14 protein-coding genes are annotated in these 24,894 nt (G+C 62.0%); 12 read left to right on the forward strand and 2 right to left on the reverse strand.

The genetic code is table 11. The annotated features are described in order from the left end of the window. Position 1 precedes the first annotated feature (1 nt). The 3 genes from nusA to H6B30_RS12075 all read left to right on the forward strand — a co-directional run bounded on the left by nusA (position 2) and on the right by H6B30_RS12075 (position 4,912). A complete protein-coding gene (gene nusA, locus H6B30_RS12065) occupies positions 2 to 1,264 on the forward strand; it encodes a transcription termination factor NusA (RefSeq protein ID WP_205110913.1) in 1,263 nt (420 codons plus the stop codon). Positions 1,265 to 1,413: 149 nt separating this feature from the next. Further along, complete coding sequence (infB, locus tag H6B30_RS12070) at positions 1,414 to 4,317, forward strand: translation initiation factor IF-2 (protein ID WP_205110914.1); 2,904 nt, start codon at positions 1,414 to 1,416, stop codon at positions 4,315 to 4,317. Between the two features lie 406 nt (positions 4,318 to 4,723). Continuing rightward, on the forward strand, positions 4,724 to 4,912 hold the full coding sequence (locus tag H6B30_RS12075; RefSeq protein ID WP_205110916.1) for a hypothetical protein: 189 nt from the start codon (positions 4,724 to 4,726) through the stop codon (positions 4,910 to 4,912). Between the two features lie 379 nt (positions 4,913 to 5,291). Here the strand turns inward: H6B30_RS12075 and H6B30_RS12080 are convergent, their stop codons facing one another. Beyond that, on the reverse strand, positions 5,292 to 7,481 hold the full coding sequence (locus H6B30_RS12080) for a hypothetical protein (RefSeq protein ID WP_205110917.1): 2,190 nt from the start codon (positions 7,479 to 7,481) through the stop codon (positions 5,292 to 5,294). Positions 7,482 to 8,202: 721 nt separating this feature from the next. Here H6B30_RS12080 and H6B30_RS12085 point away from each other — a divergent pair. Next, the gene (locus H6B30_RS12085) at positions 8,203 to 10,596 is read left to right on the forward strand and encodes a TonB-dependent receptor (RefSeq protein WP_205110919.1); all 2,394 of its coding nucleotides are present in this window, start codon (positions 8,203 to 8,205) and stop codon (positions 10,594 to 10,596) included. A gap of 180 nt (positions 10,597 to 10,776) precedes the next feature. Further along, entirely contained in the window at positions 10,777 to 12,216 is a 1,440-nt protein-coding gene (locus H6B30_RS12090; protein ID WP_205110964.1) for a DUF4374 domain-containing protein, read from the forward strand. 276 nt (positions 12,217 to 12,492) lie between these two features. On the opposite strand, the gene H6B30_RS12095 is transcribed toward H6B30_RS12090, so the two are convergent. After that, complete coding sequence (locus tag H6B30_RS12095) at positions 12,493 to 13,701, reverse strand: glycoside hydrolase family 43 protein (RefSeq protein ID WP_205110920.1); 1,209 nt, start codon at positions 13,699 to 13,701, stop codon at positions 12,493 to 12,495. 264 nt (positions 13,702 to 13,965) lie between these two features. Here H6B30_RS12095 and ung point away from each other — a divergent pair, with 264 nt between their 5' ends. The 7 genes from ung to H6B30_RS12130 all read left to right on the forward strand — a co-directional run bounded on the left by ung (position 13,966) and on the right by H6B30_RS12130 (position 24,703). After that, on the forward strand, positions 13,966 to 14,631 hold the full coding sequence (gene ung, locus H6B30_RS12100; RefSeq protein WP_205110922.1) for a uracil-DNA glycosylase: 666 nt from the start codon (positions 13,966 to 13,968) through the stop codon (positions 14,629 to 14,631). A 219-nt stretch (positions 14,632 to 14,850) separates the two neighbouring features. Beyond that, positions 14,851 to 17,886, forward strand: coding sequence for a leucine--tRNA ligase (locus tag H6B30_RS12105; protein WP_205110924.1), 3,036 nt, complete (start codon positions 14,851 to 14,853; stop codon positions 17,884 to 17,886). Positions 17,887 to 18,245: 359 nt separating this feature from the next. After that, positions 18,246 to 19,217, forward strand: a complete 972-nt coding sequence (locus H6B30_RS12110) for a YitT family protein (RefSeq protein WP_205110925.1) — start codon at positions 18,246 to 18,248, stop codon at positions 19,215 to 19,217. Further along, positions 19,195 to 19,797, forward strand: coding sequence for a non-canonical purine NTP diphosphatase (locus tag H6B30_RS12115; RefSeq protein WP_205110927.1), 603 nt, complete (start codon positions 19,195 to 19,197; stop codon positions 19,795 to 19,797). The genes H6B30_RS12110 and H6B30_RS12115 overlap by 23 nt, the downstream gene beginning before the upstream one ends. A 103-nt stretch (positions 19,798 to 19,900) precedes the next feature. After that, positions 19,901 to 21,928, forward strand: coding sequence for a type IX secretion system anionic LPS delivery protein PorZ (gene porZ / locus H6B30_RS12120; RefSeq protein WP_239483967.1), 2,028 nt, complete (start codon positions 19,901 to 19,903; stop codon positions 21,926 to 21,928). A gap of 16 nt (positions 21,929 to 21,944) precedes the next feature. Next, positions 21,945 to 23,387, forward strand: coding sequence for a hypothetical protein (locus H6B30_RS12125; protein ID WP_205110928.1), 1,443 nt, complete (start codon positions 21,945 to 21,947; stop codon positions 23,385 to 23,387). A 68-nt stretch (positions 23,388 to 23,455) separates the two neighbouring features. Beyond that, entirely contained in the window at positions 23,456 to 24,703 is a 1,248-nt protein-coding gene (locus H6B30_RS12130; RefSeq protein ID WP_205110934.1) for a CotH kinase family protein, read from the forward strand. The last annotated feature ends 191 nt before the right edge of the window (positions 24,704 to 24,894 follow it).

Below are 24,894 nucleotides of genomic sequence, written 5' to 3' on the forward strand. Positions count from 1 at the left end.
TATGGCTGCAAAGAAAGAAGAAAAAGGCCCAAGCATGATAGAGACCTTCCAGGAGTTCAAAGAGACGAAGAACATCGACCGCACCACGCTGGTGAGCGTGCTCGAGGAGAGTTTCCGCAACGTGATAACGAAGCTCTTCGGCAGCGACGAGAACTTCGACGTCATCGTGAACCCCGACAAGGGCGACTTCGAGATACACCGCAACCGCGTGGTGGTGGCCGATGGCGACGTGCAGGACGAGAACAAGCAGATATCGCTCACCGACGCCCAGAAGATAGAACCCGACTATGAGGTGGGCGAAGAGGTGAGCGAGGAGGTGAACTTCAGCAAGTTTGGCCGCCGCGCCATACTCAACCTGCGCCAGACGCTGGCCTCGAAGATACTCGAGCTGGAGCACGACTCGCTGTACAACAAGTACAAAGACAAGGTCGGGACCATCGTCAGCGGCGAGGTATACCAGATGTGGCGCCGCGAGGTATTGCTCATCGACGACGAGGGAAACGAGCTCCACCTGCCCAAGGGCGAGCAGATTCCGGCCGACGCATACCACAAGGGGGAGACCGTGAGGGCCGTGGTGCTGCGCGTGGACAACGAGAACAACAACCCGCGCATCATCCTCAGCCGCACCAGCCCCATGTTCCTTGAGCGCCTGCTCGAGGCCGAGGTGCCCGAGATTGCCGACGGGCTCATCACCATACAGCGCGTTGCGCGCATGCCGGGCGAGAGAGCCAAGGTGGCGGTAGAGAGCTACGACGAGCGCATAGACCCCGTGGGAGCCTGCGTGGGAGTGAAGGGAAGCCGCGTTCACGGCATCGTGCGCGAGCTGTGCAACGAGAACATCGACGTCATCAACTACTCGAGCAACACGCAACTCTTCATACAGCGCGCCCTCAGCCCGGCCAAGGTGTCGAGCATCACGCTCGACGAGGAGAACCGCAAGGCCGAAGTCTACCTGCAGCCAGAGGAAGTTTCGCTTGCCATAGGCCGCGGGGGAATGAACATCAAGCTCGCCAGCATGCTCACGGGGTTCACCATCGACGTGTTCAGGGTGGTCAGCGAGGGCGAGGCCGACGAGGATATCTACCTCGACGAGTTCGCCGACGAGATAGACCAATGGGTCATCGACGCAATCAAGTCCATCGGGCTCGACACTGCCAAGGCCGTGCTCAACGCCCCGAGGGAGATGCTCATCGAGAAGGCAGACCTTGAGGAAGAGACCGTTGACCACGTGCTCAACGTGCTGCGCGCCGAGTTTGAAAACTAAAAAATAATGAAAGACGGGCTTTTGCCGGACTATGTTCATGGTTCATGACGCTCATGTTCACGGGGCCGGCAGCCGTAGGCACCAAGCAGTGCAAGCGGCCTCGGGGGATTGCGTTGTGGATTGTTGAATAAGAAGAAATAAACTTTTATATGAGCATCAGATTAAACAAAGTATTGACAGAACTGAACATAGGATTGCAGACGGCGGTCGACTTCCTTAAGAACAAGAAAAGCCTGGGCGAGATAAAGGACGACGCAAACGTCAACACCAAAATCTCTGACGAGCAGTATTATGCGCTCGTGAGCGCCTTCAAGGGCGACAAGGACATCAAGAGCGAGGCTGAGAAGATGTTTGCAAAGAAGTCCAAGGACAAGAAGTCGGACAAGAAGTCGTCGAAGGCGGAAGACTTGCTGGGCCACAGGCAGCGGTTCAAGCCGCTGGGCAAGATAGACCTCGACAGCATTGGCAAGAAGCCGGCACAGCAGGCGCAGCCGGCAAGCGAGCCTAAGGCCAGCCAGCCAGCCCCGGCACCGGCCGAACCGAAACCCCAGCCGGCGGCAGCCCAGGCCCAGGCACGGCAGCCCGAGCCCGCCCCGGCACCGTCGAAGCCGGCCGAAGCAGCCCCTGCACCCAAGGCCGAGGCCCCGAAGGCAGCCGCGCCGGCCGAGCCCAAGCCGCAGCCAAAGGCCGCACAGCCGGCCCAGGGCGAGCCCAAGGCACAGCCGGCAGCACCGCAGGCCGCCGCAGCCCAGCCTGCGCCAAAGGCCGACGAGAAGCCCGAGAAAGAGGGCCCGAAGATATTCACGCTCAAGAGCGAGGCCAGGCTGGCCCCCAAGGTGAACGTGCTGGGCAAGATAGACCTTGATGCCATCAACCAGAGCACGCGCCCCAAGAAGAAGACCAAGGAGGAGCGCCGCAAGGAACGCGAGGAGAAGGCAGCCCAGCAGCATCAGGGCAGCGAGCGCAAGAAGCGCGTGCGCATAGGCAAGGAGCGCGTAGACATCGAGGCGGCAGCCAGCCAGAACGGCAACGGGGCCGGCAAGAAGAACAAGAACCGCGGCGGCGGTGGAGCCCAGCCTGCAGCCCAGCAGCAGGGCGCGGGCAAGAGCAAGAAGGGCAAGAGCCGCAGCCAGCACAAGCCGATAGAGGTGAGCGAGGAGGACGTGGCACGCCAGGTGAAGGAGACGCTGGCCCGTCTCACGAGCAAGAACCAGAACAAGAAGGGCGCCAAATACCGCCGCGAGAAGCGCGACGCCGTGCAGGAGAGGCTCAACGAGGAGCGCCTCGAGGAGCAGGCAGGCAGCAAGACGCTCAAGCTCACGGAGTTTGTGACCGTCAGCGAGCTTGCCACGATGATGAACGTGCCGGTGAACAAGGTCATCGGAACGTGCATGAGCATAGGCATAATGGTGTCTATCAACCAGCGCCTCGACGCTGAGACCATCAACCTCGTGGCCGAAGAGTTCGGCTTCAAGACCGAGTATGTGAGCGCAGAGGTAAGCGCCGCCGTGAGCGAGGAGGCCGACGACGAGAACGACCTCGTGCCCCGCGCCCCCATCGTGACCGTCATGGGACACGTAGACCACGGAAAGACGTCGCTGCTCGACCACATACGCAACACCAACGTCATAGCCGGCGAGGCCGGAGGAATAACGCAGCACATCGGAGCATACAACGTGACGCTGGCCGACGGGCGCAAGATAACATTCCTCGACACCCCGGGCCACGAGGCATTCACGGCCATGCGAGCCCGCGGAGCGCAGGTGACCGACATCGCAATCATCATCATCGCGGCCGACGACAGCGTGATGCCCACCACCAAGGAGGCCATAGCCCACGCACAGGCAGCCAACGTGCCGATGGTGTTTGCCATAAACAAGATTGACAAGCCGGGCGCCAACCCCGACAAGATACGCGAAGACCTGGCCAACATGAACCTGCTCGTGGAGGAGTGGGGAGGTAAGTACCAGTGCCAGGAGATATCGGCCAAGAAGGGAGTGGGCGTCGACGAGCTGCTCGAGAAGGTGCTGCTCGAGGCCGAGATGCTCGACCTCAAGGCCAACCCCAACCGCCGTGCCGCCGGCTCCATCATCGAGTCGTCGCTCGACAAGGGCCGCGGCTACGTCTCGACGGTGCTCGTGTCGAACGGAACGCTCAAGGTTGGCGACATCGTGCTGGCCGGAACCAACTACGGCCGCATCAAGGCCATGTTCAACGAGCGCAACCAGCGCATGGAGAAAGCAGGCCCGTCGGAGCCCGCCATCATACTCGGACTGAACGGAGCGCCCACCGCCGGCGACGCATTCCACGTGATGGAGACCGAGCAGGAGGCCCGCGAGATAGCCAGCAAGCGCGAGCAGCTGCAGCGTGAGCAGGGCTTGCGCACGCAGACCCGACTGACCCTGGCCGACATCAGCCACCGCATTGCCCTCGGGTCGTTCAAGGAGCTGAACCTCATCGTGAAGGGCGACACCGACGGAAGCGTCGAGGCTCTGAGCGATTCGTTCATAAAGCTCTCTACCGAGAAGATACAGGTGAACGTCATCCACAAGGCCGTGGGACAGATATCGGAGAACGATGTCACGCTGGCCGACGCCTCAGACGCCATCATCGTGGGCTTCCAGGTGCGCCCGTCGGCGGCAGCCCGCAAGCTGGCCGACCGCGAGGGAGTGGAGATAAACACCTACTCCATCATCTACGACGCCATCGAAGACATCCGCTCGGCCATGGAGGGCATGCTCGACAAGGTGAAGAAAGAGGTGGTGACCGGCCAGGTCGAGGTGCGCGAGGTGTACAAGATATCGAAGGTGGGCACCGTGGCCGGTGCGCTTGTCACCGAAGGCAAGGTGCACGCCAAGGACAAGGCGCGCGTGGTTCGCGACGGCATCGTGATTCACACCGGCGACATCAACGCGCTCAAGCGCTACAAGGACGACGCCAAGGAGGTGGCCGCCGGACTGGAGTGCGGCTTGAGCCTGGTCAACTTCAACGACATACAGCAGGGCGACATCATCGAGACCTTCACCGAGATAGAGGTGGAGCAGAAGCTCTGATGCGCCCGTCGGCATGGCGCGCAATGCAATGCGAGAGCCGGACGGTATGGTTGGTGCCATGCTGTCCGGCTCTTGTTTTGTTGGACTGCCGTGGGGGTAGGTTTGCCATGTCGGCCGTTTCGCATTGCCAAACGGGCCGTATCGCAGTGTGAAACGGGCCGTATTGCAAGGCCGGACGGGCCGTTTTGCCGGCGCCTGTCGCCATGGCTGCCGCCTGTGACCGTGGCTCACCGTCGCCGCAGGCCCTGCCTGCCAAAATCGCCGCATCGGTTGGAAAAGGCGGCCGCGCGCTTTGCCGTTTGTGCAAAAACCGCTATTTTTGCACATGGGCAGCCTTCTTGATGTGCCTCGGGCCAAGGCCCGGCGCAGGGAGGGGCCCGCGGTGAGTGCAAAATAGATGAGGCGAATGGGAAAAACAGGCACAGGCAACGGCAATGGTGGCAGAGGCAAGGAGCCCGACCGCCTTGTTTACTATGGTTTGATGGCTGCGGGTGTGGCCTTGGTGGCGCTGGTGCTCGCGGCCCCCTCGGCCGTGTTTGTGGCCATTGGGCTCGGGCTGGTGTGCTACCTGCTGTGCAGGTGGCTCATAGGGTAGGCTGCACGCCGGCCCGGGGCGTTTGGGCCTGATGGCATAAGCAGCTGTTCAAAATCAACCGATACAATTGCCCGTGCAAGTGTCCTCTATATCTTTGCCACCATCTTGTGCGCTCTTTCGGGCCGCATGCCAAAGTCCCATCGGTGGCGTAGCGCGCTACGCTCTCTCTTCGGACTGTGGCATGCATCTCCGAAATAGCGCACAATTTGATGGCAATTGATTTTGAACACCTACTTATCGGGCAAAATCAATACGCGCCGCGACAGGTTTTTTCATCCTGTCGCGGCGCGTTTATGGTGATGCCGGTGTGCGCGGCGCTTGCCTTCCAGCCGCTTGACCGGCCCTGCCGCAGCCCCGGCCGGGAGGCCACACAGCCGGTTTACCTCACCGCCACCTTTGCCGTGAGGCCTCCGGCCTTGACGATGTAGATGCCGGCAGCGGCCGGAGTGAACTCCGTTGCGCCCTCGGCCAGCAGTTGCCCGGCGGCGTTGTACACGCTGAAGCGGCTGCCGTCGGCCATGCCGAGCGTGCGCCCGGTGAGCCTCACGCCCGCCTTGGCCGTGGCTTCGGCCGTGGCTATGGCGGCCGCCTCGTTGTAGGTGTATTCCAGTTTCACCTCTTCGGTGCGCGTGCCGTCTTCGCTCACCGACACCTCGGTGCGCCCGGCAATGCGCCCTTGGCTGTCGTAGGCGTAGGTAATCTCGTCGTATGCCAGTCCGGCGGGCACAGTTGCCGCCCGGCTCATGCCCGCGTTGCCCGACCCGGTGGTTGGGCCCGCGTTGCCATGGTCGGCCTCGTGGTATATGTATTGGCGCACCAGCCGACCGCCGGCCACCACATATATGGGCCGCCCCTCGATGTCGCTGCACACCGTTTCGTCGCCGTCGTGGCTGATGGCGAAGTAAGTCTTGCCCGAGATGGCGTTCATATAGTTGTAGCTGTTGTCTTCTTCGATGGAGTGGAACCCGTAGTTCATGTCGTTGTCGTAGCCGCAATCGTAGGCGCATACCACCCTGCCGGCCACCGAGGCCACCACGGTGCTGTCGGGCGAGAAGCCCGCCATGTCGGCCGATATGTCGGGCATCACGAAGCTGACGTCTTCTTGCTGCACCTCGCGCACAAAGCGGTAGTCGTCTGTCCACGTGCCGTCGGTGCAGCTGCGCGTGGCCACAGAGTACCTGCTGCCGTCGTCGGTGATGGTGCATTCGTCCTTGTTGGCGCTTTGGTCGTTCTCGGCCGTCACCGTGAAGCTGCCCTCGCCGTATGAGTATCTGAAGTTGGTCACCTCGGTGTATTCACGTTGCCCGTCCGGGTAACGGGTCTTCGTGTGCCACGTGTTCACGGCTTCCGTCACCAGTCCGCCCTCCCATGTGTATTCGGTGGCGTCGCTGTAGTAATAGTATTCGTCGCCGTAGGTCTCTTCCGACGTGTCTTCTATCCTGGTGATGAGGCCGTCGGCGTCCACTTCAACGGTGCCCGTCTCGGTCACACCCTCAATGTCTTCGTCGCTGTAGCTTACGCTGAGCAGCTTTCCCGAGGCGTCGCGCTCAAACAGAGTCTGCGTGATGTAGCCCTCGTCGTCGAGGTAAATGCGCTTCAGCGGGCCGTCCATGCCGAACACGTCGTGCCACGGGTTGCCCACGCCATACACCTCGTCGCCCCAGTATTCGTAGGTCTCGCTGTATTCAAGCCGCCACTGCGGCTCCCCGGTGGCAGCCCGGCTCGCCCGTGCCGGGCTGTCGCTGCCGTATGTTGCGCCGTCGCCGTCGGTGTCGCCGCTCCATCCCGGCTGGCTGTCGTCGTCGTTGCCGGTGTAGTATTTCTTTATCGACGTGATGCGTCCCAGCCCGTCGTACCCGAATTCAAACATCCTTTCCTCATACGAACCGTAGTATTCGTCGGTGCCGTAGCACTTGTATACGGCCAGCCGCCCGGTGCCCCAGTTGTGGTGTCTGTTTGCCTCTATTCGCTCCTGGCGCCACTCGGCGTTGCTGTCATCGCGCCAGTAGTGGGTCACGGTGCTGTCGTTGACGGTGCCCGAGCATACGTATTTCCTCAGGTCGTTGCCCCCGCCGGTGGCGATGCCGTTTTTGGCGAAAGTCCTCGCGTACTTTGCCCAGCCGTCATAGTCGTATTCTGCCGACGAGGCCAGCTGCCCGCCGTCGTAGCAACTCCACTGCCTGGCCAGCCGGTAGCTGCCGTCGCCGCTGTCGAGCTCGTAGCGGGTGTATGTTGTGGTGCCGTCGGTGCCGTAGTCTACCATCACCCGGTAGCTCACAAAGTCCTCGTTCTTGCCGTAGCTCACGGTCTTGGCCTTGACGCGCCCCTGGCTGTCGTACTCATAGAGATAGGTGCCCACGTCATACAGCGTCTGCTCTCCCCAGCGGCCGTCGTCGCCCTTCACCTTCTTGTAGATGGTCTCCGACGAGCGCATCAAGTCCTCGTCGTAGGCGTAGACATAGCGGTAGAAGGCGTCGCCCCGCTTCTCCTGGTACTCGTCGAGCGGCTTGTCGGCAGCGCTGCCGAGCCGCGCCATGGGCACAGTAGCCGGTGTGCCGTTTTGTTTCATGCCTTATTGCTCCATTTGTCCGGCGCGTTGCTTCAGGTGCATCCGCCCGAAACTGACCCCCTGTGCGTTGGCGGTTGATGCCAAGGCCAGTGCCAGCGTGATGGCAGGTAAAGTGTGGTTCATAAGTCAATGGTTGTTGGTTAAATATAAAAGAGTACATTACAAACATGCGGCCACTCCCCTGGCGGCACACTTTGGCTGCCGTTGGCCGTGGCAATGGCTTTGTTTTTGCAAATATACGGATAAAATACGGCCATTGTCTTTTTATTCGACAATTTGATGATATTTGTATCCAAATGAAACATCTCCGGCGGCGCTTCCCGACAGTGTGGGCGGCCCGCCACTGCAGTCCCGGCCGCACCATGATGCAAAACGGGCCGTCCGACGTTGCCGAACGGGCCATATCGCAGTGCCAAACGGCCCATATTGCAGTGTCGGACGGGCCGTTTTGCAGAGCATGGCGTGCGCAGGACCCTGACGTGGTGGCGCGTGTGGCGGCCCTGCGGTTGCATTCTTGCAGGGCGGACGGGCCGTGGCGGCTGGGCGTGGCCTATGGCCACGTGGCCCGGCGGCGCGTTGCCCGGCTCATAATGTGTCGGTATTTTGCTGCCCGGAGGCATGGGCCGGGACTGCATTAAAATAGCAAAAAATTGTTATTGCGCATGCCGTGGATAGTCAGTAACTTTGCAAAACGATAGCATTAGCATTAAAATGTACCATTATGACGTATAAAAACAGGTTCAGGATAACCATTATTTTGATTTTAATGTCAGCCTTCGTGACCGCCACAGCCCAGCACCGTGGCGGCACGTTTGTCTATGGGCGCGTCCTGTCGGCAGACGGCAGCGGCCCTGTCAGCGCCACCGTGACGCTCAAGCCTGCGGGCCGTGGCTCGGCCGCCGGCCCCGATGGCACCTACCGCATCAGTGCGCCCGCCGGGCGCTACACCCTTGTGGCCTCTGCCCTGGGCTACGAACGGGCCGAGCACACCGTAGAGCTAAGGCGCGGCCAGCGGCTCAGGCTCGACGTAAGGTTGCGCCCGGCGGCAGTCAGCCTGGGCGAGGTCAGTGTGGTGGCGGGCGGTGTGGGCCGCGTGAAAAACTCATCATACAACGCCGTGGCCGTGGATGCGCGCGCCATGCGCAACACCACCAAGACGCTGGCCGAGGCACTGGCCAAGGCTCCGGGGCTGAAACTGCGCCAGAGCGGCGGCGTGGGCTCAGACATGAACGTGATGGTCGACGGCTTCAGCGGCAAGCACGTGAAGGTGTTCATCGACGGTGTGCCGCAAGAGGGAGTGGGCTCTTCGTTCGGGCTAAACAACATTCCGGTGGCCTTCGCCGACCGCATCGAGGTGTACAGGGGCGTGGTGCCCGTGGGGCTGGGGGCCGACGCCATAGGCGGGGTCATCAATGTTGTGACCAGGAAAGACCGCCGGCGGTGGTATGCCGACGCCTCCTACTCTTACGGCTCGTTCAACACCCACCGCTCCGACGTGCACTTCGGCCAGTCGACCAAGGGCGGGCTGGCCTACGAGGTGACGGCCTTCCAGAACTACTCGGACAACGACTACTGCGTGGATGCGCCCGTTTACGACTTTGCCACCCACAGCATCAACACGCGGAAGCTGGAGCGCGTGCGCCGCTTTAACGACACATACCACAACGAGGCCGTAGTGGCCAAGGTGGGCTTTGTGGGCAAGCCGTGGGCCGACAGGCTCATGCTGGGATTTGGCTACGCCCATTCCTACAAGGACATACAGACCGGCGTGAGGCAGAAGACGGTGTTCGGCCAGAAGCACCGCTACGGCCACTCGCTCATGCCGTCGCTCGAATACAGCAAGCGCAACGCCTTTGTGAGGGGCCTTAACATTGTGGCCACGGCCAACTACAACCGCAACTCGACCACCAACGTAGACACGGCGGCCTACACCTACAACTGGCGCGGAGAGCGCGAGCGCAAGGGCGAGGGCGGCGAGCAGTCGATGCTCTACGCCCGTGCCGACGCCGACAACTGGAACGCCACCCTCACGGCGCGCTATTCGCCGGCCGACGGCCACCTGCTGACGTTCAACGAGGTGTTCAACGCCTTCAGGCGCGACAACACGTCGCTGCTCTACGGCCACGAGGAAACCAACCCCATAGCCAAGCAGACGCGCAAGAACATAGTGGCGGCGGCCTACATGTATGCGCCGACGGAGCGCTGGAACGCCACCGCCTTTGCCAAGCACTACCTGCTGTGGGTGGCCGGCCCCGTGGCCACCGACGCCAACTCGTCGGCCTTTTTGCGCCGCAGCCGCTCGCTGGGTGTGTGGGGATACGGCGCGGCGGCCTCGTGCCTGCTGGCCCGCGGGCTGCAGGCGAAGCTCTCTTACGAGAAGGCTTACCGGCTGCCCACCACCGAAGAGATGTTCGGCGACGAAGACCTTGAGACCGGCAGCGTGCTCATAAGGCCGGAAAACAGCGACAACGTGAACCTCAACCTGAGCTTCTCGCGCTCCTTCGGCCGCCATTCTGTCTATGTGGAGGGCTCTGTCATCTACCGAGACACCAAAGACTATATACAGAGAAGCATTGCCGGGCTCAGCGGCAACCGCGAGGGCGCTTTCTACGAGAACTACGGCAGGGTGAGGACCACGGGCGGAAGCCTGTCGGTGCGCTACTCCTTCGGCCGGTGGCTGAGCCTCGGGGGCAACTTCACGCAGATGGACGTGAAGGACAACGAGCGGCTGATGGTGGGCAGCCAGGCCGTGGCCAACCCGCTATACGGCGCGCGCATGCCCAACGTGCCCTACCGCTTTGCCGACGCCGACGCCACGCTGAGCTGGCCGGGGCTGGGCGGCCGGGGCAACACCCTGTCGCTGACATACGACAACGCCTACACCCACAGCTTCAGCTATTACTCCGAAGGCGTGGCGGCGGTGAACGGCTCGGACTACATTGTGCCCCGCCAGTTTGCCCACAACCTGTCGCTCGCCTACAGCATTGCGTCGGGGCGGTATAACGTTTCGCTCGAGTGCCGCAACCTGACCGACGCCAACCTCTACGACAACTTCAGCCTGCAGAAGCCCGGAAGGGCCTTCTATGCCAAGGTGAGGGTGAGCCTCGGCGGCTGAGGGGCCATGGCGAGGCGCAATGGTTGGCGGGCAACCGCCACCTGCCTCCGGCCCTGCCAATGCGTGGAAGGCGGCCCGGCATGAGGCGCTGCGGCTACCTCCCCGCGTTGGAGGGGGTGGGCCGTGGGCCCCACTATCGCGTGATTACAAACCATAACCAACAACATTAAGGATATGAAAATGCAAAATAACTATTTGATTACCGGCGCGATGGCACTCATCGCCGCCGGAGTGTTGACAACATCGTGCTCTGACGACGACACTGCCGCGGGCGGTGCCGACGCGGGCGGAGGCCCGCTGGCCGGCAAGTATGTAATAGGTACGACCGTGAGCGGCTCGGGCACGTCGACCAACCTGCTCACCACGGCCAGCGCGCTGAGCGGGAACATCACCCCGGCGGGGCTCTACAACGACGGGGCCACCTACTGGGTGTTCCATTCAAACAAGTATCTGTATGCCCTCAACTACCACCAGGGCGACGCCGGAACCACATTTTCTTATGTGCGCGACGGGGCCACGGGGCAGATAAGGCAGCGCGACAAGGAGTATTTCGTGACGCGGTTTACCACCTTCGGGCTGTACGACCGCTACATCATGACCACGTCGAGCGGCGAGGGAAACCCCGACTGGGCCGACCCGCAGACGGGATATGTGCCCTACACCATCAAGGTGGGATACCTCGACACGGCCGCCGAGACATTTGAGAGCAACACCTCGGGGGGCACCGGCTCTGACGCCATAGTGACCGACAGGGGGTATATATGCGAAAACTTCCTTGGCAACGGCGAGTATGTGACGCTCTCGGGGCTCGAGCAGGTGGGCTCAAAGATATACAGCGCGGCCGTGCCCATGGGCCTGTCGCAGTACGGGTGCCAGCAGTATGCCGACGAGGCGCGCACGCAGTACCGCTGGGTGCGCCCCGGGTTTGAAGACCTGATAAAGACCGAGAGCGGCGGCAGCGGCAGCTCGAGCTACAAGAAAGACCAGCTGCAGTGGACGCAATGGCCCGACTCATGCTGGGTGGCCATCTTCACAGACCGCACGCTCAAGGGCAAGAAGCTGCTGCGCACGGGCCGCATAAGCTATGCCTGCGGCCGCAACAGGTCGCAGTATTACCAGATGGTGTGGGCCACCGACGACGGCCGCTACGTTTATGTCATCTCGCCGAGCTACGCCAAGACCATGGCCGACCCGCGCCAGCGGACCACGCTGCCGGCCGGTGTGGTGCGCGTGGACGTGGCCGCCGAGGCTTTCGACGACTATTACTGCAACCTTGAGGAGCTGTCGCCCAACGGCATAATGCGCAGCTGGTACATCGGCGCCGACAAGTTTATGTTCCTCATGTACGACGCGCCCATCACCTCGTCGGCCAAGACGGCCAACCGACTGGCAGTGTTCAGTGCCGGCGACAAGACGCTGACCGAGGTGAGCGGGCTGCCCGCCGACGTGTCGGGCTTCGGCACCACGCCTTACATGGAGGGCGGGGCGGCCTACATCTCGGTCAACACCAAGACGGGTTCGCCCGCCGTGTGGCGCATCGACCCGGCCACGGCCGTGGCCGTCAGGGCGCTGACCGTTGACGGGGCCACCACGCTTACGGCCGTGGGGCGCATAGACTGACTCGCCGGCGGCGCAGATGCGGGCCGCCAGCCAACGCAAGTAGCGGGTCGCGCAGGGATTGTCCCGGCGCGACCCGCTCTGTGTTTCTGCCGCTTTCGGCGCATGGCTGCCACGGCTGGCGCTGCCCTGCAGGCAACCCGCTGTCAGCCAGGCACTTGGCGGCATGGGGCGCACAGTCTTAGCAAACGGCCCGTATCGCGTTGCAAAACGACCCGTATCGCAATGCAAAACGGGCTGTATCGCGTTGCCAAACGGGCAGTGTAGCAGTCGGGGGCGTCAGAACCATTCGACCCGGGCCGCCATCTTGCGCAGCCGCTTGGCGTCGGCCGTGGCGGCAAGCGTGGCCCGGGCCTCGTCGAGCAGCTTGCGCCGGCCGTCGAGCTGCCGCAGGGTGAGGGTGGGGGCGGGGCGGCGCTCAAGGGCGTCGATGGCCACGGCCAGTGCCGACCACGCCTCGAGCCGTTCGCGCTCGGCGGCCGATATGTGCATCACCGAGCCGTGGCGCGGGGTGAACGTGCCGCGCGTGGGGGTGTTTTGCACGAAAGTGAAGTTCTTCAGGTCGCTGCTGCGGCAGAACTGGTAGTAGCCCTGCGCATAGCAGTCGTACATCAGTATGTAGTCGTCGCTGCCTATCAGCCGGAACACGCTCGACCCCTCCACCGGATACTGGCCCGGTTTCTGCAGGTGGCGGAACTCGGTGGCGTAAGGCCCTGTCAGCTCCTTGGCCGTGGCCCTCATCACCCCCTGCCGCGTGCGGAAGCCGTTGTTTACCGTTGGCAGGCCCTCGTCTTTGAAGAAAAGCACATACTCGCCGTTGCGACCGTCGTAGATAATGTCGCCGTCGATGGCCGCCGTGCCGAAGTCGAACAGCAGCCTTGGCTCGGTGATGTCGGTGAAGTCGTCGTTGACATAGCTGTAGAATAGCTTGAAGTAAGGCTGGCGCTTGTCGCCCACGGGGTATTCCCAGTCGTGCCGCCCGATGGAGTAGTATATCATGTAGCGGCCCTCGCGCCCGTCCCAGATGAGCTGCGGCGCCCACACGGCGTGCAGGTTGTCGCGGCCGAAGCCCTCGAGCGACGGGAAGCGCGTGGGGAATTCGATGGCCGTGTGCTGCCAGTGCAGCAGGTCGTCGCTCTTCATCAGTATCAGTCCGTCGTTGCTCTGCCATCCTTCCGACGACCTCATGTCGGTCATCACCATGTAGAACGTGCGCCCGTCGCGGCCCCTGCAGATGTACGGGTCGCGTATGCTCTTCTTCAGCGCTATGGTGTCCGATGCCACCACCGGGCGCCCCCCGTTGAGCGAAGTGTAGTTCAGCCCGTCGTCGCTCAGGGCATAGCGCACCTGCTCGCCATCCGGCGTGTTGTTGGAGAAGAATGCAAAGAGATAGCAGCTGTCTTGCTGGTGCTGCCCGGCGGCCAGTGCCGGCCCGGCCGCCGTTGCCAACAGGGCGGCCGCCGCGGCCGCCAAAGTAGTCCGTTTCATACTGTTATGCTTGGTTTTGGTGTTTCAGCCAGTGCCCGCCCCCGGCCTGCCGCCGTGGCCGCCTTGCGCGCCATGGCAGCCGCCTTGTCGGTGTCATCTGCAAAATTACGCATTTTCCGCCATACGGCAAAGGGCCGCCGGCCATATTGTGGGGCCGCGTAGCCACGGCGCGCAGCCCGTGTATCCCAACAAAAGCGCCCATTCGCTTTGCCGGATGGCGGAAAATGAGTATTTTTGCGGGGCATTCACAACAACCCGCAAGCAATGGAAGTAAAGATAGAGGAGTCGTGGCGGCGCCACATAGGCGCCGAGTTCGACAAGCAGTATTTTGCCGACCTCGTGGCGTTTGTGCGCTCAGAGTACATGCACCACACGTGCTACCCGCCCGGGAAGCTCATATTCAACGCCTTCAACCTGTGCCCCTTCGACAGCGTAAAGGTGGTCATCATCGGCCAAGACCCATACCATGAGCCCGGCCAGGCCCACGGGCTGAGCTTCTCGGTGAACGACGGCGTGCCCTTCCCGCCGTCGCTCGTCAACATATTCAAGGAGATACAGCTCGACCTGGGCACGCCGATGCCTACGTCGGGCAACCTCACGCGGTGGGCCGGGCAGGGCGTGCTGCTGCTCAACGCCACGCTGACGGTGCGCGCGCACCAGGCCGCCAGCCACCAGCGCAAGGGCTGGGAGGAGTTTACCGACGCCGCCATCAAGGCGCTCAACGCCGACCGCGACCACCTGGTGTTCATCCTGTGGGGAGGCTACGCGCGCTCGAAGGCCGCGCTCATAGACCAGTCGCGCCACCTCGTGCTGCAGTCGGTGCACCCCTCGCCGCTCTCGGCCAACCGCGGGGGATGGTTTGGCAACCACCATTTTTCGCGCGCCAACGACTACCTCGAGGCCCACGGCATGGAGCCCATACGGTGGTGACGCCGGGCCGAGGGGCCGCCGCAGCCTTTTTCGGCGGTTTATTTTGCGGTTTGGCCCTTTTGTACTATCTTTGCAAAGCGCTATGCGCGGCCCCATGGCGGGGCCGCACAGGCATGCCGGGCAACCACGCCCTGCCATACGGGAAATATGCGCCGGGAGCCGGCATTGATGCATGCCGCCATGCCGGCGGGCCACAACATATATAATATACAGACACCAATGGAATACAATTTTAGGGAAATTGAGAAGAAATGGCAGCGCCGGTGGGTGGAGCAGAAGACATACCACGTTGCCGAAGACAGCCACAAGGAGAAGTTCTACGTGCTCAACATGTTTCCTTACCCCTCGGGGGCAGGATTGCATGTGGGCCATCCGCTGGGCTACATTGCCAGCGACATATATGCAAGATACAAGAGGCTGCGCGGCTACAACGTGCTCAACCCCATGGGATACGACGCCTACGGGCTGCCCGCCGAGCAGTATGCGATACAGACCGGGCAGCATCCGGCCGTGACAACAGAGGCAAACATCAACCACTACAGGGAGCAGCTGGACAAGATTGGCTTCTCTTTCGACTGGAACAGGGAGGTGCGCACGTGCGACCCTAAGTACTACCACTGGACCCAGTGGGCCTTCCAGCGCATGTTCGAGAGCTACTACGACAACCGCCAACAGAAGGCGATGCCCATCGCCGGGCTCGTAGAGGCATTTGAGCAAGGCGGCACCGAGGGCATCGACGCGGCCTGCTCGGAAGACATGGCCTTCACCGCCGACGACTGGCGGGCCATGGACGAGCGCCGCAGGCAGGAGGTGCTGATGAACTACCGCATAGCCTACCTGGGCGAGACCATGGTCAACTGGTGCCCGCAACTGGGCACGGTGCTGGCCAACGACGAGGTGGTCGACGGCGTGTCGGAGCGCGGCGGCTATCCCGTGGTGCAGAAGAAGATGCGCCAGTGGTGCCTGCGCGTGTCGGCATACGCACAGCGGCTGCTCGACGGACTGGACACGATAGACTGGACCGACTCGCTCAAGGAGACGCAGCGCAACTGGATAGGGAGGTCGGAAGGAGCCGAAATAACGTTCACTGTAGCCCCCCACCAACTCCCTCCCAGCCCATCAGCAGAGTCCGCCGGAGCCCTCTCCCCAAGGGGGAAAGATGGAGAGGGGCTGTCGTTTACCATATTCACCACCCGCGCCGACACGATGTTCGGCGTCACGTTCATGGTGCTGGCACCCGAGAGCGAGCTCGTGGCCGTGCTGACCACGCCCGGGCAGAAAGCCGAGGTGGATGCTTACCTTGAACGGACGAAGAAGCGCACCGAGCGCGAACGCATAGCCGACCGCAGCGTCAGCGGCGTGTTCACCGGCTCGTATGCCGTCAACCCGCTCACCGGCGAGGAGATACCAATATGGGTGAGCGACTATGTGCTGGCCGGATACGGCACGGGGGCCATCATGGCCGTGCCTGCCCACGACTCTCGCGACTATGCCTTTGCCAAGCACTTCGGTCTCGAGATAAGGCCGCTGATAGAGGGATGCGACGTCAGCGAGCAGAGCTTCGACGCCAAGGAGGGCATCGTTTGCAACTCGCCGCGCACAGGATGTGAGGCCCGTGGGGGCCTCGTGCTCAACGGGCTCACCGTGAAGGAGGCCATTGCAAAGACCAAGGCGTTTGTCGAGGAGCAGGGCCTTGGCCGCGTAAAAGTGAACTACCGCCTGCGCGACGCCATCTTCTCAAGGCAACGCTACTGGGGCGAGCCGTTCCCGGTGTACTACAAAGACGGCATGCCATACATGATTCCTGAAGACTGTCTGCCGCTGGAGCTGCCCGAGGTGGCCACGTTCCTGCCCACCGAGACGGGCGAGCCGCCGCTGGGCCACGCCACACGCTGGGCCTGGGACACCGAGGCGCGCTCGGTGACCGAAAACTCGCGCATTGACAACAAGACGGTGTTCCCGCTCGAACTCAACACCATGCCGGGCTTCGCGGGCTCGTCGGCCTATTACCTTAGGTATATGGACCCGCACAATGACAATGCATTGGTGAGCGCCGAGGCCGACTCTTACTGGCGCGAGGTAGACCTCTACGTGGGCGGAACGGAGCATGCCACAGGCCACCTTATATATTCGCGCTTCTGGAACAAGTTCCTGCACGACATCGGGGTGTCGGCCGTCGAGGAACCGTTCAGGAAACTTGTCAACCAGGGAATGATTCAGGGGCGAAGCAACTTCGTGTATCGTATAAACAGGAAAGCCCCCTCCGACTCCCCACGTGGGGGAGAGGGCCGACTGTCTGACGCAAATCTAAGCTCCCCCACGGGGAGAGTTGAGGGGGCCGTTACTGCTCTGCTCTCTCCCCAACAGGGGGAGACGGAGGGGGCTTCACCCGTCTTCGTCTCTCTCGGGCTCAAGGACCGCTACGACACCACGCCGCTGCACGTAGACGTCAACATAGTGCATGGCGACGTGCTCGACATAGACGCCTTCCGCAAATGGCGCCCGGAGTATGCCAATGCAGAGTTCGTGCTCGAAGAAGGGAAGTATGTCTGCGGATGGGCGGTAGAGAAAATGTCGAAGTCTATGTACAATGTGGTCAACCCGGACATGATAGTCGACAAATACGGGGCCGACACACTGCGCCTCTACGAGATGTTCCTCGGCCCGGTGGAGCAGAGCAAGCCGTGGGACACCAACGGCATAGACGGATGCCACCGCTTCCTGAAGAAGTTCTGGGCCCTGTTCTACGGCCGTGAGGGAGGCCTGCTGGCCGACGACCGCGAGCCCTCGGCCGCAGAGCTGAAGGCCGTGCACAAGCTGATAAAGAAGGTGACGCAAGACATTGAGCAGTTCAGTTACAACACGAGCATCTCGGCATTCATGATATGCGTCAACGAGCTCGGGCAGCTCAAGTGCCACAACCGCAGCCTGCTCGCCGACCTCGTTGTGCTCATAGCGCCGTTCGCCCCCCACATCGCCGAGGAGCTTTGGGAGGCCCTCGGTGGTCGCGGCAGCGTTTGCGACGCGTGCTGGCCGCAGTGGAACGAGCAATACCTCGTGGAGTCGACCGTGCAGCTCACCGTTTCGTTCAACGGCAAGGCGCGCTTCCAGATGGACTTCGCCGCCGATGCCGACAATGCCACGATAGAGCAGGCCGTGCTTGCCGACGAGCGCTCGGCCAAGTATATGGGCGGCAAGCAGGTGGTGAAGGTCATCATCGTGCCGCGCAAGATAGTCAACGTGGTGGTGAAGTAAAGCCGCCACGGGGCCCCCTTGCAGCCTGGGGCTCAAGGGGTGGCGGGGCAGGCGGGCAGCCGAAAAACTGCTACAAGGCCTCCCCGCCGCCGCCACGGCGGCCTTGCAGGCACGCAAAACGGCCCGTTTGGCCGGCCCGTACGGGCCGTTTCACACTGCAATACGGGCCGTTTGGCAGCCGGCCACGCATCCGGGCGCAACGTGCTGGGCGTCAGGGCGTTGCAGTAGGCATGCCTCCTTGTGAAATGTTTTTACACCCGCAGCCCGCCACGCGCGTGGCCGTGGCCATGGAGGGCCACCACAATGCCGCAGCGGGCACAACCTTTTGACATTCGACTTATTCATCTATTCACCTTTATATGACAATCAACAGAACAGCAGTATTCAACGAGGTCAAGGACTATGTGTTCATAACCTTCGGCCTGATGCTTTACACCTTCGGCTTCACCGTGTTCCTGTTGCCCTACAAGATAGTCACGGGCGGCATCGCCGGCATAGGGGCCATAGTGTTTTACGCCACCCATTTCCCGGTGCAGTACACCTTCTTCCTCATCAATGCCGTGCTCATCGTGGCGGCGTTGAAGATTCTCGGGTGGCGCTTTCTAATGAAAACCATCTACGCCACGTTCATGCTCACGTTCCTGCTTGAGGTGGCCCAGGAGGTGGTGATGATGCCCGACGGCACGTTCTACAAGCTCATGGGCGACGGCAACGACTTCATGTCGCTCGTCATCGGGTGCATGCTCACGGGCACGGCCCTCGCCATAGTGTTCCTGAACAACGGAAGCACGGGCGGCACCGACATCGTGGCGGCGTCTGTCAACAAGTACCGCGACATATCGCTCGGCCGCGTGCTCATCATGGTCGACCTGTGCATCATTGGCAGCAGCCTCTTCATCCCGTCGTTCGGCGACGTGTTCCACCGTTGCCAGATGGTGGTGTTCGGCCTCTGCACGATGGTCATCGAGTGCCTGATGCTCGACTATGTGATGAGCGTGCAGCGCCAGTCGGTGCAGTTCCTCATCTTCTCGAAGCACTACGAAGACATTGCCCGCGCCATAACGCGCAAGACCGACCACAGCCTGACGCTGCTCGACGGCCACGGATGGTACAGCGGCAAGGAGATGAAGGTGATATGCCTGCTGGCCAAGAAGCGCGAGAGCGTCACCATATTCAGGCTCATAAAGATGATCGACCCGCAGGCTTTCGTGAGCCAGAGCTCGGTCATCGGTGTTTACGGCGAGGGATTCGACCCCATAAAGGTGAAGCCCGGCAAGGCCGAAAAGGAAGGACATAACATAAAGACAAATGAAGATAGTATTCGCAACTAACAACGGGCATAAGCTCGAAGAGATTCGCCAGATACTGGGAGAGGGCATAGAGGTGCTCTCACTGGCCGACATCGGCTGCCACGCCGACATACCCGAGACAGGCACGACGCTCGAAGAGAACGCCACGCAGAAGGCGCGCTATGTCTACGACCACTATGGGCTCAGCGTGTTTGCCGACGACACGGGCCTCGAGGTGGACGCCCTCGGGGGCGCCCCGGGCGTTTACAGCGCACGCTACGCAGGCGGCGCAGGTCACGACAGCGAGGCAAACATGGCCAAGTTGTTGGCAGAATTAGGAGAAAATAACAATCGCCGGGCACGATTCCGCACTGTTATCGCGTTATTAGAAACAACCGGCGGAAGCGACGGGCCGCGCCTCACGACGTTCGAGGGGCGCGTCGACGGCGAGATAACGCGCACGCGCAGCGGCGAGGGGGGGTTCGGCTACGACCCCATATTCCGCCCCGAAGGCTACGGCGAGACCTTTGCCGCCCTCGGGCCCGGCGTGAAGAACAAGATAAGCCACCGCGCGAGGGCCGTAGCCAAGCTGGCCGCCCACCTGCTCGGCACCCGCGGCTGACGGCTGCCCTGTGCCCCACGCGGTGCCGGGCCCCGCGCGCCATTCGGCTGCGAGGCTGCGGAGGCTGGCCTGCCGGTTGGAAACAAGACATATAAATGAGCGTATGCGTACAATAATAGCATTGGCATTGTGCCTCATGACGGCAGCCCCGGCCACGCTGAGCGGCCAGGGCATAGGCACGTGGAACGCCTACATGGCATATCACGACATCCAGCAGATACGCAAGGCAGGCAACTATCTGTTTGTGCTTGCGTCCAACGGGCTGTACCAGTATAACCTTAATGACGGGTCGATAGCCACTTACGACAAGGTGAGCGGGCTCAGCGACGCATGCATAACCAACATCGCGTGGAACAGCCGGGCCGGAAGGCTCATCGCGGTTTACGACAACAGCAACATCGACTTGGTGGAAACAAACGGCGATGTGACCAACATCTCAGACCTGTACAGCAAGTCGATGACCGAAGACAAGACGGTGAACACCATCAGGATGGACGCCCAGTATGCCTATCTTGCCACAAACTTCGGCGTGGTGAAGGTCGACATGGCCCGTGCGGAGATAAGCGAGACCTACAACCTGGGCATCGCCGTGGCGCGGCTGGCGCTCGACGAGGGCCGCATATATGCCCGCACGGCATCGGGCGAGGTGTGGGCGGCCGACCTCACGGCCAACCTCATCGACAGAAACAACTGGGGCCGCGTTGACAGTTGGCGCCCGGGGATATTCGACCTCGACACTTCCGACTATGACGAGTACCATGGGCTCGTGTCAACGCTCAGCCCCGGCGGCCCCGACTACAACTACATGGGCTTCCTTATGTTCAAGGGCGGAAGGCTGTACACAGCCAACGGCATGACCAACCTTGAGGACAAGGCCTGCGTGCAGGTGCTCGAAGATGGCGAATGGACTGTGTTTGAGAACGACATAGAGGACAGGATAGGCCACCGTTTCGTCAGGATCTTCGCCTGCGACGTCGACCCTGCCGACCCGTCGCATGTCTTTGCCGGCGGGCAGACGGGGCTTTATGAGTACCGCGACGGCAAGTTCGTCAACGAATACACCATCGACAACAGTCCGCTCCGGGCGGCAGCCACCGTCGATGAAGGCGACAAGGAATACGTGGAAGTGACTTCCGTGAGGTTCGCATCCGACGGACACCTGTGGCTTACCAACAGCATCAGCCCGTCGACGTCGCTCTTTGAGCTCACCCCCGATGGCGAGTGGATATCCCACCACGACAGCAAGCTCATGGTAGAGGGCATGGGCCGTTCGCTCGAAGGCATGGACGGGCTGATGTTCGACAGCCGCGGGCTGATGTGGTTTGGCAACAACCACTACCGCCAGCCGGGCCTGCTGCGCTACAACACGGCCCAGTCGGAGCTCACGGCCTACGACCGCGACTTTGCCAACCAAGACGGAACAAACCTCACGCTTACCTATTTGAGAGACGTGACCGAAGACCGCGACGGCAACATTTGGTTCGCAACAAGCGCCGGCCCGATGTATGTCACGCCGCAGCAGATAGCCTCGGGCGACGCCACCATGGCCTTCAACCAGTTCAAGGTGCCGCGCAACGACGGCACCAACTATGCCGACTACCTGCTCGGTAACATAAGTATCTCGGCCATAGCCATAGACGGAGCCAACAGGAAATGGTTCGGGACGTCAGACAACGGCATCTATCTGATAAGCGCAGACAACATGACCCAGCTGCTGCATTTTACCACAGAGAACAGCCCTCTGCTCTCGAACAACGTCATGGACATAGCCATCGACGGGCAGACAGGCGAGGTATTCATAGGCACCGACCGCGGTCTCTGCTCGTACATGGGCGATGCCACCGACCCGGCGGAGGAGATGGAGAAAGACAATGTCTATGCTTACCCCAACCCGGTGGAGCCTGGCTACACGGGGCTGATAACCGTCACTGGGCTCAGTTTCGACGCCGATGTCAAGGTGACAACGGCCAGCGGCGCCCTCGTGGCGTCGGGGCGGAGCAACGGAGGCACGTTTACGTGGGACGGGCGCGACAGCCGCGACCGCCGCGTGGCGTCGGGAGTGTACAGCGTGGTCACGGCCAAGAGCGACGGAAGCAAGGGAACCGTGTGCAAGATAGCAATCATAAACTGACCTCAAGCATACCGGCATGAACAACGGCAAGGACGATAACTGGATTGGGCGGGTTAATCCGCTGGCAGTGATATTGCTGCTCTCGCCGGCCATTCTCTATGCCATAGTGCTGCTGTTGCCCACGTTCGACGACTGGACTTACTACACCGCGCCCAGTTTCGACGGCCTTTTCAATTACAGGCTTCTGCCCAATTCGAGCTACTGGCGCCCTTTTGACGCCGCTTTCGGCTGGCTGCTGGGGCTCGACCACCGCATGTTTCCGGCCCTCAACCACATTGTTGTATATGCCGCCCACGTGGGTGTGACGGTGCTCGTCTACCGGCTTGCCACCGCCATGGGCCTTTGCAAGACGGCCCGCAACATAGGCACCGTGTTCTTCTTCACCTCTCCCGCCATGCTCGGCACGGTCTACGGGGTCGACGCCCTCAACCAGGCCTGCTCCCATTTCTTCGGGCTTCTCGGGCTGTGGCACTACTTCAACCGCGGCCGCAAGCCCCGCGTGGCACTGTGGCTGACGTGCGTTTTCGTGGCCACGCTGTGGAAAGAGAACGGCATAATGTTTTTCTTCATCGCCCCGCTGTTTGCCTTCGGCATTTCGGGCCCGGGCTCGCCCGGCGGCGGTTGGGGCCGCTTGCGCTCCGGCATGGTGTGGGGCGTGGTGGCGTCGGCAGCCTACTTTGCCTTGCGCATAGCCCTCACCACAGCCTACGTAGACATCAACCACGAGTATTTCGAGAGCACCCCGGTGGCTAAGTTGCTCGATGTGGCAATGTTCATCGGCATGGCCTGGGTGCCTGTAGACTACGTGAGCCTTGTCCATGCGCCCAGCCGCAACCTCCTACTGGTGGCCGCCACGGCGGCAATGTCGATGCCTTTCATCGTGGTGCTGCTCTTTTCGCAGCGCCGCCAGCTCGTGAGCAGGCCCTTGCTCACGCTTGCCGCCTGCATGGTGATGGCCGCCTTGCCCCACCTGCTCACCATTTTCACCACCATGCATTCATACGCCGGCCTGTCGATGGCGGCGCTCATGGTGGCTTTCCTGGCCGACAAGGCCGACGGTTACGGCCGCCTTGCCCCGCTCTTCGCCATGTTTGTGGCTTCCTGCCTCTTCGTCGACTGGCACCATTGGCAGAAGTCTTACGACTCGGGCCTTATGGGCCGGCGCATGGGGCGCGAGGCCATAGAGAAGACAGGCGAGCCTGTTGACAGCGTTTACATAGTGTCATTGGCCGGCCATGAGCGCAAGTACTCGTCGTTTTGCGTGCTTCCCGCCGATGCCTTTGCCTGGGGGAACACGGCCGTTGCGGCCACCGGCTACAAATGGCCTGCCGTGTGCCGCGACACGGTGGTGGCGGTTGAAGACCGCCGGATGGTAGACAGCCTGGCCGACCGGGCCCTGGCTCTCGGGTTCAAGCGGGTTTGGCTGGTTCACGGCGACACCGTGGACGTAATCCGCTGACGTCTGGTGTGGGTGGCGCCCCGGTGGCGGCGGGGCTGCCTGCGAGTGGCAAAAGTCACACAATATATATGAATATGCGTTTCATAGCCTTGCTTGCGGCCGTCATGGCCGTGGCGTCTTCGGCCGTTGCCGAAGGCAACCTGCCTACAGTTTTTATAGATACGCCGGGCTCGAAGCCGGCAGACAGCCGTGACAAATGGGTGGCCGACTGCCGCCTTAGGGTGGTCTCGCCCGATGGAATCGTGCTTTTTGAGACCAAAAGCGCCGAAATAAAGGGTCGCGGCCACTCCACGTTGGCCAAGCCAAAGAAGCCGATGGCCATACGGCTTGGCAAGCGGACGCCACTGCTCGGCATGGCCGGAGGCAAGCGTTGGGTGCTGCTGGCCGACTTCATGGACCACAGCCGGCTGCGCAACAGGCTCGCCCTGGCCATGGCCCGGGCCACCTGCATGGACTGGACGCCGGCCTGCCGCCATGTCGACGTGGTGCTCAACGGGAGGCCCCAGGGCTGCTACCTGCTGGCCGAGCAGGTGAGGGTGGCCCGCGGCCGCGTTGACATTGACGAGCGCAGGGGCGTGTTGCTCGAGGTCGACGCCTACGACGACGGCGACCCTCGCTTTGTCACAGCCGTGCGACGGTTGCCGGTCAACGTTAAGTCGCCGTCGAAACCGTCGGCCGCCATGGTAGACTCCATACGCCTGTTTCTCGATGAAATCGAGCAAAATCTGTACTCTTCGCCCCAAAACGGGCGTTTTGAGCCATGGCGCCACATGCGTCTCGACACCTTTGCCGACTGGTGGCTGGTGAACGAGATGGCCCAGAATGCCGAGCCCAACGGCCCCCGCAGCTGCTATATGTATCGCGATGCAGGCGGCTTGCTTGCCGCCGGGCCTGTGTGGGACTTCGACCTTGCGTTCATCACCGTGGGCCTCGACGGCGGCGGCGACCTGCGCCCGGCCCGCCTCAACCGCCCCGATGCCGTGAGGCTCACGACAGACAGCGTTTACAACCGCCACGCGCTGTGGTACGACCGCCTGCTTTCCGACTCGTCGTTTGTGGCCCTCGTGGCCTCGCGGTGGACAGCGCTCAGGCCCCGTTGGGCCGCCCTCTCCGACAGCCTTGTGCTTTGGCGGCGCGAGATAGAGCCGTCGGCTCTGGCCGACGAGGCCCTGTGGCGCGGCCAAGACCCGGCCCGCTTCGACACCTGCACCACCTTCCGCGCGTCGGCCGACAACCTGCGCGCCACATACCTTCGCCGCTTTGCGGCCATGGACAGCATTGTTGCGGCCCTGCGCCGCCAGTTTGGCGCGCGCTGACTTTTGTCGGCTTGTTTCGCAATGCTGCCTCCGACCCATAGAGCCCTGGCCCACAAGCAGTTGCGCCGGCGCCCGTTTCGCATTGCAAAACGGGCGCCGGCGCATTGTAAAACGGCCTGTTTGGCGCTCTCATACGGCCCGTTCGGGCGGGCGTCTGGGCCGCTGTGGCCTCATCATCTTTGTTTTGTCTG

Origin of the sequence: Marseilla massiliensis, from assembly GCF_016899955.1 — a bacterium.
Classification (GTDB): Bacteria; Bacteroidota; Bacteroidia; order Bacteroidales; family Bacteroidaceae; genus Prevotella; species Prevotella intestinigallinarum.